Annotated in this window: 13 protein-coding genes and 1 riboswitch; of the genes, 11 read left to right on the forward strand and 2 right to left on the reverse strand. The window is 66.3% G+C overall.

The features are described 5' to 3' along the window. The first annotated feature begins 12 nt into the window (after window positions 1-12). Window positions 13-1218, forward strand: a complete 1206-nt coding sequence (locus U9983_RS12425; RefSeq protein ID WP_322754166.1) for an acyl-CoA dehydrogenase family protein — start codon at window positions 13-15, stop codon at window positions 1216-1218. A gap of 152 nt (window positions 1219-1370) precedes the next feature. Here U9983_RS12425 and U9983_RS12430 read toward each other — a convergent pair whose 3' ends face one another. Then, the gene (locus U9983_RS12430; RefSeq protein ID WP_322754167.1) at window positions 1371-2159 is read right to left on the reverse strand and encodes a CHAP domain-containing protein; all 789 of its coding nucleotides are present in this window, start codon (window positions 2157-2159) and stop codon (window positions 1371-1373) included. A 389-nt stretch (window positions 2160-2548) separates the two neighbouring features. Beyond that, a riboswitch (cyclic di-AMP (ydaO/yuaA leader) is annotated at window positions 2549-2707 on the forward strand. Between the two features lie 114 nt (window positions 2708-2821). Here U9983_RS12430 and U9983_RS12435 point away from each other — a divergent pair. The 10 genes from U9983_RS12435 to U9983_RS12480 all read left to right on the forward strand — a co-directional run bounded on the left by U9983_RS12435 (window position 2822) and on the right by U9983_RS12480 (window position 11777). Further along, complete coding sequence (locus U9983_RS12435; RefSeq protein ID WP_322754168.1) at window positions 2822-3505, forward strand: C40 family peptidase; 684 nt, start codon at window positions 2822-2824, stop codon at window positions 3503-3505. Window positions 3506-3652: 147 nt separating this feature from the next. Then, window positions 3653-4546, forward strand: a complete 894-nt coding sequence (locus tag U9983_RS12440; RefSeq protein WP_322754169.1) for a peptidoglycan-binding protein — start codon at window positions 3653-3655, stop codon at window positions 4544-4546. A gap of 295 nt (window positions 4547-4841) precedes the next feature. Further along, window positions 4842-5213 (forward strand): hypothetical protein, encoded by a 372-nt coding sequence (locus U9983_RS12445; protein ID WP_322754170.1) that lies wholly within the window; start codon window positions 4842-4844, stop codon window positions 5211-5213. A 278-nt stretch (window positions 5214-5491) separates the two neighbouring features. Beyond that, complete coding sequence (locus U9983_RS12450; protein ID WP_322754171.1) at window positions 5492-6658, forward strand: hypothetical protein; 1167 nt, start codon at window positions 5492-5494, stop codon at window positions 6656-6658. Window positions 6659-6716: 58 nt separating this feature from the next. Then, window positions 6717-7460 carry a hypothetical protein gene (locus U9983_RS12455; protein ID WP_322754172.1) on the forward strand — a complete coding sequence of 248 codons (744 nt, stop codon included), beginning with the start codon at window positions 6717-6719 and terminating at the stop codon, window positions 7458-7460. Next, window positions 7457-8308 (forward strand): protein phosphatase 2C domain-containing protein, encoded by an 852-nt coding sequence (locus U9983_RS12460; protein WP_322754173.1) that lies wholly within the window; start codon window positions 7457-7459, stop codon window positions 8306-8308. The genes U9983_RS12455 and U9983_RS12460 overlap by 4 nt, the downstream gene beginning before the upstream one ends. 11 nt (window positions 8309-8319) lie before the next feature. Further along, a complete protein-coding gene (locus U9983_RS12465; RefSeq protein ID WP_322754174.1) occupies window positions 8320-9432 on the forward strand; it encodes a protein kinase domain-containing protein in 1113 nt (370 codons plus the stop codon). 80 nt (window positions 9433-9512) lie between these two features. After that, window positions 9513-10223 carry a vWA domain-containing protein gene (locus U9983_RS12470; protein ID WP_322754175.1) on the forward strand — a complete coding sequence of 237 codons (711 nt, stop codon included), beginning with the start codon at window positions 9513-9515 and terminating at the stop codon, window positions 10221-10223. A 9-nt stretch (window positions 10224-10232) separates the two neighbouring features. Continuing rightward, window positions 10233-11177, forward strand: a complete 945-nt coding sequence (locus U9983_RS12475) for a hypothetical protein (RefSeq protein WP_322754176.1) — start codon at window positions 10233-10235, stop codon at window positions 11175-11177. Between the two features lie 150 nt (window positions 11178-11327). Then, window positions 11328-11777 (forward strand): peroxiredoxin, encoded by a 450-nt coding sequence (locus tag U9983_RS12480; RefSeq protein WP_322754177.1) that lies wholly within the window; start codon window positions 11328-11330, stop codon window positions 11775-11777. Between the two features lie 25 nt (window positions 11778-11802). Here U9983_RS12480 and U9983_RS12485 read toward each other — a convergent pair whose 3' ends face one another. Then, window positions 11803-12597: an MFS transporter gene (locus U9983_RS12485; RefSeq protein ID WP_322754178.1), complete on the reverse strand. Its 795-nt coding sequence runs from the start codon at window positions 12595-12597 to the stop codon at window positions 11803-11805. Window positions 12598-12617: the final 20 nt, after the last annotated feature.

Raw genomic sequence — 12617 nt, forward strand, 5'->3', positions numbered from 1 at the left:
AAGGAGGTTCACGTGTCCATTGATCTTGGCCATGACCCGGTGGTCAGTGAACTCGCCAGACACACTGCCGAGTTCGTGCGCAGCGTCGTCGTCCCCGAGGAGGAGGCGTTCGCAGGCGTGGCCGCGCGCGGCGGTGACGCGATGCGGGCGCGGCTGCAGCAGGCGGCGAAGGACGCGGGGCTCTTCGCCCCGCACGTGCCGGCGCAGTTCGGCGGGCACGGCCTGGACATGCGCGGACGCGCACCCGTCTTCGAGGCGGCGGGCTACTCGCTGTTCGGCCCGCTGGCACTGAACATCGCCGCCCCCGACGAGGGCAACATGCACATGCTGGAGGCCATCGCGACGGCCGAGCAGAAGGAGCGGTATCTGCGGCCGTTGGCAACGGGCGAGGTGCGGTCCTGCTTCGCGATGACCGAGCCCGCGCCCGGAGCGGGGTCGGATCCGACCGCTCTGACCACGCGCGCTGCAAAGGAGCCGGGCGGCTGGCGGATCGACGGCCGTAAGTGGTTCATCACCGGCGCGGACGGTGCCGCATATGCGATCTGCATGGCCCGCACATCGGGCGAACCGGGTCACCGCGGTGGAGCGACGATGTTCCTCGTCGACGCGGACAACCCCGGAATGAAGATCGTCCGTCATGTCGAGACCCTCGACGAGAGCCTGTACGGCGGTCATTGCGAGATGCTGTTCGACGGCTGCCTGGTGCCGCACGACGCGGTTCTCGGCGAGGTGGACAAGGGTTTCGACTATGCCCAGGTTCGCCTCGGGCCGGCGCGGACGACCCACTGCATGCGTTGGCTGGGGATCGCCGCCCGGGCCCAGGATATCGCCGTGGCCCGGGCGGCGGACCGGCGGCTGTTCGGTTCCCGGCTGGCGGAGCTGGGCATGGTCCAGGCGATGATCGCGGATAATGAGATTGATATCGCGGCGTCCCGCGGGCTGGTCCTGCAGGCATGCTGGGAACTCGACCAGGGTCGCTCCGGGGCTCAGTCGACCGCGGTGGCGAAGACGTTCACCGCCGAGGCCGTCTGGCGGGTCGTCGACCGTTCGCTGCAGATCTGTGGTTCCCTCGGTATCTCCGGGGATGTGCTGCTCTCGCGCTTCCTGCGCGAGGTCCGGCCGTTCCGTATCTATGACGGGCCGTCGGAGACCCACCGCTGGGCGATCGCCCGTCGTGTGGTCCGCCGTCACCTCGACAACCATGCGAGCGCGTCATGACGATCGTAGCGCCTGCCGGCTAGCGTCTGCCGGCCACCCGGCCACCCGGGTAGACGATTTTTCGCCACCCGGGTAGACGATTTTTCGAGGTTTGTGCGACGGAAGAGTCCTTGTCGATCGCACAAACCTCGAAAGATCGCGTAGGCGTCGGTTCACCGGCCTTTGATGTCGAGGAAATAGTCGAGAAGGCGCCAGGTCGTCCGGTCGACCGCACCGGTGACTGCCACCGCCGGGTCGGTCAACCGGCAGAATGCCTGGAAATCACGGAACGCTGTCTCCGTCAGCGGGCCGAAGGCGCCGTCCGGGGAGAGCAGGCGATTGTCGCCCTCCCTGCCCGTCGCGATGTTGAGCGCGTTCTGAGCGGTCGTGACCGGGTGGCGCAGATCCGGGAACACGCCTGACTCGCCCTGATCGAGAGACCCGCGCGCGACCGTCGGGAAGTAGGCGAACCGGTTCGGCGGGTTCTGGGGGGCGAGCGGGAAACGCGGGCCACCGCTGAACATCGACTGCCAGTTCACGCACCCGGCGATAAGTGTACCGCCGGCAAGCCAGGTTCTGCGTAGTACCTGATCGTTTCCGACGTTGCCCTCGACCGTGACGACATTATTGCCGGTGCGTTCGACGACCAGGCCGGTGTGGGTGTCATTGCCAGCGGCGGTTTCGTGGCCTGTCCAGTCAAAGATGATCTGGTCTCCGGGGTTGGCCTCGGTGGAGGCGATGGCCAGGCCGTGGGCTCGCGCCCAGGACCAGATCGTGGGCACGTACGCCGACTTCAGCGGCAGGTTGATCCCGACCTGCTCGAACATGCACCAGACGAAAATCGCGCACCATGCATTCCCGTCGTAGCCGAACTCCTGGCCGTACTTCGTATGGTTATGGCCATCCCCGGCGTAGCCGACCTCCGCCAACGCATGCTCGACCAACTGTTGCACAGCCGTCATCGCTGACTCCTTTTCGGCGACGCCGTGTTGGCGGCCGGGACCGATGGTAAGGATTCGACCGAAGACGATGCCAAAACCCCTGCCAGAACCCCTGCCAGATGAGACAAGACGCACCCCCGTCGATTGGCCTGTTTGCTCATCGCTATCACCGTGCGTGTCCTCGCGGCCAGTGCATGTCGGTATTCTGCCGCCGAGCTCGACGCACGGTCGGCGGTCTTGATCCGATTCTTCTGACCGGCCGGTCGGATGATTAATACGCATAGTAGTCGACATGCGTCGAGATTCGCAGAAAATGGCCCTTGCGGTCACAGCGTGTAGTTCGCTACCGTGGCCGGGCTCTCAGCAACACCGGGCCGAACGCCGAGTTCTGCCCTCGGTCCGGTGTTCCCTTCTAGTAATCACCAGGGCAGCAGCGGGGGAACCAGGACTTGGCGGACGTCGCCCTTGTGGCGCCGTCCTCGGGGTGAAGTCGGCCGCGGATCTCCGCGCTGACCGGGCTTCCCGGCCCGAACCCGACAGCTAACCTCGCAGGCGTACGGGAAGGATCATTGTTGCCTGCATATCAGGCGTGTGCAGATTCTGCTGACGGGGTTCCGTCCGGACACGGTCGCCACCGTGCACCGACCGCCAGGTCCAGCTTCCGCCGCCGGTCCGCACGTGCGGTGGTTGCCGCCGCGGCCACCGGGACCGTCGCTCTGACCGCTTTTGCGGCCCCCGCACTGGCGAACGACGCCGGGGCTGACAGTCCGGCCGGCTCGACCACTGCCACCACTGCCACCACTGCCACCACTGCCACCATTGGTGCCACCCCCACCGCGCAGACCTGGGCCGGTGATACCGCTGCCGGTGACGCCGCTGCCGGTGACGCCGCTGCCGCGCCCTCGGCGTCCGACCCGGCATCGGCCGCTGGTTCGGTGTCGGCCCAGACTGGCGGCCTCTCGGCACCGCCGGACAGTGCGTCGTCGCGGCAGGACGGTTCCGCGGCGTCCACTGCCAGTCTTGGTGAGAAGATCGTCTATTTGGCATCGAAGCAGGCGGGCAAGCCATACGTGTGGGGCGCCCAGGGTCCGAACTCCTTTGATTGTTCCGGGCTTGTCCAGTACATCTACAAACAGCTCGGCCGGAGCGTGCCGCGGGTGACCGACGCCCAGTACGCGGCGTCGCAGAAGATATCGCGGGATGCCAAGCAACCCGGTGATCTCATCTTCTTCGGGCAGCCCGGAAACATCCATCACGTGGCGATCTACGCCGGGGGCGACATGATGTGGGCCGCTCCCCACAGCGGAACCGTCGTCCGGCTTCAGAAGATTTATTCCACGAGTTATCTCGTTGGTCGCCTGGGGTGACCTGGCTCGGCTGGTAACAGACATGCGACCCGTCATGGCCGGGCTGCCGCGTGCCCCACCGTGGGCATTCCGCCAGTTTGGCTGTGACGGGTGCGTCCGCGCGGCGCCTATGAGCCGATCGACGATACTGAAGTGAGATATCTGATAATGACCAGGGGAAGGCACAGAAAGCAGTCCCAGTACAACCGCGGCGCGGTGGCTGCCACCGCCGGTGTCATCGGCGCGACGGCGGGAATGATGCTGACCGCGGGTCCGGCGAGCGCGAACCCCACCGCATCGCCCGGTGCCGGTACGGCGCCTGCGCCCGGCACGAGTTCTGTCGCTGCGACACCTGTTCCCGACGCTTCCATCGCCGGTGCCGGCAGGAAGGCGGGACTTGGCGGTTGCGACGGGAAGCCGCTGCAGACCTGGGTCGCGGTCGCGCTGGCCGAGTCCGGCGGCAACGCGAACGCGCACAACCCCAATGGCGAGGATTCCCGGGGACTGTGGCAGATCAACATGCGGGCGCATGCGGGCTGGGTCGGCGGGGCAGATCTGTTCGATCCAGCCATCAACGCCCAGGCCGCCAAGCGGGTGTGCGACATGCAGGGCATCGGAGCATGGAGTACGTACACCAACGGGTCCTACCGCGTGTACCTCGGGCGGGCTGCGGCAGCCGCCACCGAGGCAGCTGGTGATGGCGCGACAGGCACTTACCAGGCCGCTCCCACCGGCCCAGGTGGTCCTACTGGGCCGGTCAGTACACCGGCTACACCGGTCACTACGCCGGACCGGACCGCTGCGGCCGACGTGGCGCCGGCACGACGGGTCGCCGATCCAGTGCCCCGGGCGCGGGAAGTCCGCTACACCCACCGCGGGCGTCCCGGCGTGCGCCAGATTCAGCGAGCGCTGACCGGACGTGGCTACCCTGTCGTGGCGGACGGAAAGTTCGGGCCACATACCACAAATACGGTCAAGGCATACCAACGCCGGCACGGACTTGCGGCCGATGGCGTGGTCGGGGCGCGGACCCGCGCTGCGCTGTTCTCTTTCACCGCGTAGGTCCCATTACCGGATAGATCATCAGATTCTATCTGTATTGTCGCGGAGAGTAGCGGACTTCAGCGCATCCGTCGGGATGCATTTGAACGGCTTCGTGACCCACTGGCATGTCAGGAGCGCAAATAATAACAAGGCTTTTCCAGGTAAATGGTGCTGCGGTCGACATCGACCCCGTCTCCGCATTTTTGCATCATTCTGCGTTTGGCGGCAGGACCATCATGATTTCCGGTTGACTCCTGGTGTGGGTGGCATAGATTTATGCCTGTAAATGACAGCTCGATGTGGAGGGGATCGAATGGAGCAGCAGCAGGCGCAGCAGGTGGAGCAGTATCTGCGGCAGAACTGGCAGGAGATCCGGCACCAGATTCTCGACCAGTTCGTCCAGGTCAGCACCGCTGATCTCGAAGCCGCTTCCAGCGTCAACGATCTCGTGCGGCGGATCGCGGACAGGTCGCATTACACCGAGCCCTACGTCGAGGCCCGCCTGCGGGAACTCGTCGGCGTCGCAGCGGGGGTCGGCCAGTCGGCGCAGGCCGAGGGCGGGGCCGAGCAGGCGACCGCCGAGGACCAGCGGAGCACCGAGGCCGTGGGCGAGGAGCAGGCCGAGCCCCTCGGCGGATCACGGCAGGCATTCGGCGGATCGGAGCAGCCTGCGGATCCTGGGTGAGATCTGATTCCGGCTGGGATCGGCACGCGGCAGGACCGGGTCCGCGGTTATGCGGCACAGGCCGCGTCCGGAACATTTCGGGCGTGGCCGCCGCGGCCTGTGCCATCATGGTGCCCACACCGCGTTCCCACCGTGCCCCCAATCGTGCGGTCACGTGGACGACATGTCAGTCCTCGGGGCTATGCTGCTTTTCTGATCACTATAGTGCCCTGTAAGGTCACGAATAGCAGCAGACATTCGGGGGGCTTCGGTTGCTACGAGGCAGCCATCATCACCGCGTGACAGACGCGGCGGGCGTTGCTGTGCTGCCCCCACGTCGATTACGGGCCCCGCTACCTGCGACAGGGACGATTGCCATCGTCCTGGGGCTGGCCACGGGGCTCGTCCTGGGGTCGGCCATTGCGGGGCCGACCGTTGGGGGTCTGCCGCCGGCATCCGCGCTCACCCCGGCGGCCACGCCGACACCGGGCGGTGACAGCGCCTTTGTGATCCGTGTCGTGGAGCTGCCGGCGACGGTCGACCGAGCCGTGCTGGGAAACCTCAACCGCTTGCTCAAGGACATACCGGCAACCGGTGGTGCCGTTGTCGTACGGGTGACCGGCCCGTCCGCCCTGCCCGATGACCGTCGTGACCTGACCGACCTGGATTCGATCTTCAATCGCCGGGCGATGCTCGCGGTCGAGGTCGCATTACCGGCCCAGCCGACGCCGGGTGGCTCACCAGATCTCGGGACGGCCGGTTCGTTGCTGCTGGCGATTGCCGACCACCGCTTTGCCGACCCGGACGAATCCCGTGCCGCGCTGTCGCGCAACAGTCGGTCAGCGGCGCCCTGCGCGAAGGAATGTCAGAAGCAGGTGGAGGGTACCGCGACGGAACACGACGCGGGCATGTACGCGACCAACGACGACGTGTTCCTCCTGGCTGCCAGGCCTGGGCAGGGGTCCCGGGTGCAGACACTGGGAAATCTGGCCAACCCGGCTCCCCCGACTGAGGACCAACCGATACTGCCGACGTGGGCGTATGTGATGATTGCGGTTGTGATTCTCGCGTTCGGTGCCGTTGTTCTGCGTGGACGCCGCCTGCCGTTTCCGGTCGGGCTGCGTCGGCGGCGACGCAATGGCGATGCCGGGGATCAATCCGCAGGAGCCACAAGATCCGCAGGAGTCGCAAGCGGTCCAATCGGCGTGACCGGTGGGCGGGCCGAACCACGGCCGGTTTCCCGGGTCGCGGCGCCGAATGTGGCGCTCGGCCCGGTCGGCACGGTGCATTCCGCGTTCGACCCGCAGGGTTACGTCGCGGTCGACGGCGGACTTTACCGGGCAACGTGGATGGGAGGTCCCGGATCGCCCCGACCCCGCGTCGGCAACCAGGTGTTGTTGAGGATGGATGAGGTGGACGGACTGCAGGCGTGGCCGCCACAGGATCACTCCGGCGTCCGGCGATAGAACCACCTGGGGCCGCCGGGTGTGCGAGAAGGAACTGGAAACGGGGACGAATCAGACAATGGCTCCGCGCAGCAGCCCCGACCGGGCGACGGACCGCCGCCAGCCGCGGGACGTCATCGGCAGCATCCCTATTCCCCGGCCAAGCCATCGCGTGCTCGTGGTCCTCTGCATGGACACCTCCTATTCAATGCGCGGCGAGGCGATCGGCAGGCTCAACGACGCGCTCGCCAGTTGGGCGCGCAGCATGCACGGGGGCGAGAAGATGGCGGCGACCACCGAGTTCGCGCTCATCACGTTCGGTGCCGGGGGAGTGCGCAAGTGGCGCGGTGACGAGAGTTTCGATCCGCGTAGCGACCGGACACCGTTTGTACCCGCCGACGGTTTTCGACCACCGATGTTGATCGCCGATGGCGTGACACCGTTGGTCGAGGCGGTTCGGCTCAGCATCTCGGTCATCGAAGCGCGCAAGCGGCAGCTAGCCCAGGAAAAGGTGACCTGGAAGCGGCCGCTTGTCTGGCTTGTCACCGATGGCAGGCCAACCGACGACCAGGGGAAACCGACGACGGACTGGCGTCCACTGGCGAGCGAGATCCGCGGGCTGGAGGCAGCTCAGAAACTCGCTCTCTTCGCGATCGGCATCCCACCTATCGACGACCAGGGCCAGGAAACCCTGCGTGAGTTTGCGCCGGAGCGAAACATGGTCTACGGGCGGTTTGACTTCAGTGACATCCTCCTGCAACTGGACAGAAGCGTGGAGGATCCCAACTACAAACTGCGTGGCTACCAACCGAGGCAGGCGTGACCGCCGGCCCGCAGCCCGCATTCACGGGACGAAACGAAGGCCGCGGCCGGCCCTACCGCTGGCGGGTCCGGGGAGCCAGCGTCCAGGGATATTCACACGTGCGGGAAGGGCGATGGTGCGAGGATTCGTTCGCCCATCTTGCCCTGTACAGCCGGGAACCCCTGCCCGACGTCCACGTCCTGGCGGTGGCAGACGGCGCCGGATCGGCACCGCGATCAGCGGAGGGCTCCCGGCTCGCGGTCGCCATCGCGACCCGGCTCGTGCGCGACCGGATCCACACCGGCGGCCGGCCCGCGAGCGCGCCCGACCTGCGCCAGCTGCTGGCGGCGGTGCATGAGGACATCGTCACCGAGTTCCATCGGGTCGTCACCGCGGTCGCCGGCGTGGCGCATGTCGGCGAGTTCGCGACGACGCTGACGGTCGTCGTGCTCGCTCATCCCATCATCGGCTACCTGAGCATCGGGGACGGCTTCATCGTCATCCGCACCGGTGACGGGGGACAGGCCAATCTGCATCTGCTCGACGCCGGGACGGCCGACGCCGAGCATTCCAGTCAGACGGTCTTCCTCACCTCGGACACGAGCCGGGCTGTGCGGGTGCATGCCGTCTACGACCCGTGGATCACCGGTGTGTTCGTATCGACCGACGGTCTGATCCCGGTCGCCTTGCGGCGCGACCCCGACGGCCGGCTGGCGGTGGCCAGGGAGCCTGTGATCGACACCGTGCTCAGCCTACTTGACGACGATCACTTCGATGCCTCCGGCCTCGTCCAGCTGCTGTTACGGGAGGCGGTCACCGATGTGACCCAGGATGACACGACACTGGTGGTGGCCGTCCTGTGCCGGTGATCGAGATTTTTGTGAACGGACGCAGGCTGACCTGCTCGACCGTTCTCGGCAGCGGTACCGAGTCGATCGTCTACGCCGTGGATGCCGATTCCCGGCAGGCCGCGAAAATTTATCGGGAGCCCGACACCGAGCGTAGCCGCCGGCTTGAGTACATGCTGCGGGCCTACCGCGCATCGCAGTTCGTCGAGCCCGCCTCCGGCCATCCGGGGCTGGTGTGGCCGCAGGACGTCGCCCGCGATTCCACCGGGACGGTGCTCGGTTATGTCATGCGGCGTTCCGATCATCATTCGCTGAGTACATTCCTTGAGCACCGCACCCGCCTGAGCGCATTTCCGAACAAGGACTGGAAATTCCTGCTGGGGGTGGCCAGTAATCTGGCCCAGCTGGTCGCGATCCTGCACGACCAGGAAATCGTGGTGGGTGATCTCGCGCCGTCCAACATCCATGTTCGAAGCGACGGGCTGATCAGTTTTCTCGACTGTGATTCGTTGCAGTTCTCCTATGACGGCGAGGTTTTCGCCTGCCACACCGTCACCCCGGAATACGCTGCGCCCGAGTTGCTGCCGGAGCTTTCCGGTCCCAAGAGCGTCGAGACGGACCGCTTCGCCCTCGCCGTGCTCATATGTCAACTGCTGCTGTGCGGTGACCATCCGTTTCACGGCATTCCGGTCCGGCCGCTGGACGTCGACCCGTCACCGGAGACAAACATCCAGTACGGCATCACCGTCCTGACGGCGCCCAGCGAGGTCGACGTCCCGGCCGAGGCCATCGAGCCCGGTGTCCTGCCGCCACCGGTCGCCGAGCTGGCCCGCCAGACGTTCGGGTCCGGGCACGGCACGGCCGCGACGCGTCCCGCCGCGCAGGAATGGGCCGAGGCGCTCGACCTCGCCTGGGACGACGTGCGCACGTGCGCGCACCGGCCGGGCCACACCTACAGCGGGCATCTGCCGGAGTGCCCTTGGTGCAGGCGGGCCGGCTCGGGGCGTTTTGATCCGTTTCCGCTGCTGTCGAGCCCCACCGCCGGTGATGCCGGCACCACCGGCGCCAAGGTTTCCGATGTTCTTCTCGTCGTCGGTGCTCTGATTGTTCTTGTATTCATAGTCGTTCTGCTCGCCACCCGATAGCTCGCCACCCGATAGCCCGCCACGTGATGGCACGGTGTCGGCCTGACCGGTCACACGAGATCGGCAGAAGGAGGTAGCCCGTGTACGGCCGAACCACCCTGATTCCCTTCTACCTCGTGGTAGACGTCTCGCAGTCGATGGACGGGCCACGGCTGAACACGGCGAACCTCATTCTGCGGCGGATCGGGGAGGCACTTGCTCACGATCCGGTCGCCGCTGAGCGAGTTCGGGTCGGAGTGATCGATTTTGCTGGCGCCAGCCGCACGGTGCTTCCGCTGTGTGATCTTCTCAATACGGCGACGCTGCCCCTCCTGGCGTGCCGCGATGACGGCACCCGATATGCGCCCGCCTTCAATCTGTTGCGGGCCACCGTCGACCGCGACTGCCGCCAACTGGAGGCCGACGGTTTCGCCGTGGGCCGACCCGGCGTGTTTTTTCTCAGCGACGGCGAACCCTTCGACGACCCCCCCGGCGCGTGGGAGGCGGCATTCGCCGCTCTGCTCAGGGAGTGCCAGAGCACGCCGAACATCATTCCCTGTGCCGTCGCCGACTCGAATCCCGACATCATGCGAGCGCTGGCGCATCCGGCCCCGACAGTGCCATTGTTCATACAAAGCAGACTGGCCAGCCCGGAAAGTGCGATAAAGAACCTTACCGAGATCATCGTACGGAGTGTCGTCGCCTCGGGCCACCAGGAGATGGTTGTGATAGATGAGACGAACGTGCACGCACTCGACACCGTCATCGTCGATCCGCCCGAGACGTGGATCGATCCGGACAGCGGATTCTGAGCGGGTGTCATGAGATGGCAGGATGCCGCCGTCGCGCGGGAACGACTCGGCCGAGTCGAGCAGCTGGCCAGAGGCGGCCAGGCATGGATTTACCGGCTGCCTGACTTCGACCTTCCCGGCGTGGCGGTGCCGCTCGTCTACAAGGAATATCACTCCGTCGTCGGGCGGATACCGCCGCAGGGCCTAGCCAACATCATCGCATTGCGGCTGGCCGTGCCGGCAGAGCAGCGACTGTGGTTTGACGCCCACCTGACCTGGCCGCTTGCGATCGTCGTCGACAACGCCGATGCTCCCGCCCGAGCGAGGGTGGCCGGGGTTGTGATGCGGCTCATACCCGATGCCTTCTTCGAGGTGTTCGCCACAAGGGGAGAACCATCGCAGCGCCGACCGAACGAGGCGGGATCGCTGTTCGCGGGCCCCGCCGAGCTACGCACGCGCGGCTTGGCGTTCCCGAACCGCGCGCAGCGCTGGTGGCTGTGCCTGCGGCTGGCCTTTCTCGTGGCGTACCTGCATAAGCAGGGCATCGTCTTCGGTGACATCTCCGCCCGCAACCTCCTCTACCGGCTGCGACCGACACCGGACGTGCTTCTGGTGGACTGTGACGCAGTGCGCAAGGTCGGTAATGCCCCCGTTGTCGATCAGGGGCACACGCCGGACTTCTTCCCGCCGGCACTGTACGAGCCGCAGTCCATCAGTTCCGATTTGTTCAAGCTCGGTTTGTTCATCGCCCGCATCCTCGTCCCCGGCCGAGTGGTCACTTCCGACGTCGCCGCCGACGCCGTCGACGGTGTGCTGGACCGCACCGGCGTGAATCTCATGCGGGCCAGCCTCGCCGACGATCCGCGTGTTCGTCCGGCAGCGCTTGCCTGGTATCGCTACCTGCGATCCGGCGCGGGCTCGCATCCCACGACAGTGCCCCTTGATGACTGGCGCGATCGAAATTCCACTCCTTGATCCACGCCCTGTTTCCGGGTGTTTTTAGTCAACAGTGTTGACGGCCTTCTGTCGCCGATTGGATCTTGAGATCCGTACGGCAGGCGCATCCCGATCTCGGGTCCGGTACCGTGTCATACGTCTCATCCCATGATAAGTGAGGATTGCCACATGGATGTCGGGGATCGGGTTGGGGATCTGTCGGGTGTCGATGAGACGGGCGCGGTGCTGCACCTGGCCGGCCTGCTGGCCAAGGGTCCGCTGGTGGTCTTCTTCTACCCGGCGGCGATGACGTACGGCTGTACCAGGGAAAGCTGTCATTTCCGCGACCTGGCCGGTGAGTTCGCTGCGTTGGGTGCCGGCATCGTCGGGATCAGCGCCGACGACGTCGCCAAGCAGGCCGCGTTCAGCGCGAAGCATTCGCTCGGCTTCCCATTGGTCGCAGACACCGACCGCACGATCGCGCAGGCGTTCGGGGTCCGGCGCAAGGTAGGCCCGAACAAGCGCGCCACGTTCGTCCTGCGCACGGACGGCACGGTGCTTGCGCGCATCGACTCCGAGCTGTCCATGAGCCGGCACGCGGACACCGCCCTGGCTGCGCTGCGCGCCAACGCTGCCTGAGAGCGCCCGGCTATAGGGGATTGGGCTATCCCGGGGATTCGGCGGTGGCGGTGCGAGCGCTGGTGGCAGCGGTGGTGCGCAGCCTCACTTCCCGAAGAAAGAACGAAAGCGCGAAGGCGACGAGTCCGATCGGGACCGCCCACAGGTAGGCGCGGTCCATTCCGTGGGTGAACGTCTGACGCGGTCCCTCATGGGCGCCGTAGCGTTCGATGTCGCCGGCCAGATGCGAGCGCTGGTAGGCGATGATGATCGCGCCCAGGATGGAGGCGCCGATCGCGCCGCCGAGGGTCCGCAGGAACATGACGGCCGAGGTGGCCGTGCCGAGATCAGCGATGCCGACACCGTTCTGCGTGGCCAGGATGGTGTTCTGGATGAACAAGCCCAGGCCGAAGCCGACGACGAACAGCATGGCGGAGAGGACCCAGCTGTTGGTGTCGACGCGGATGAGGGCGAGCAGGGCCATGCCCGCCGTCAGGATCCCGGTGCCGACGACAATGAAGATTTTGTATCGGCCCAGCTTCGTCACCAGGCGCCCGGAACCGATTGAGGTAACGATCATACCGGTGAGCAGTGGCAGCAGCCGCAGGCCCGAGATGGTGGGGCTGATGCCGCGCACGAGCTGCAGATACTGCGGCAGGAAGATGATCGAGCCGAACATGATCACGCCGGTGACGAGTGACAGCATGCTGGTCACGCGGAAGACCGAGTTGCGAAACAGGCGCAGCGGCAGCACCGGTTCGGCCGCCCGCCGTTCCCAGCTGAGGAAGCCGCAGATGAGTGCGAGCCCGATGACGGCGAGGATCCAGATCGTACTGGTCATCCGGGCCTTCTGCCCGGCGT

The organism is Protofrankia sp. Cas3, assembly GCF_963555955.1.
Lineage (GTDB): Bacteria > Actinomycetota > Actinomycetes > Frankiales > Frankiaceae > Protofrankia.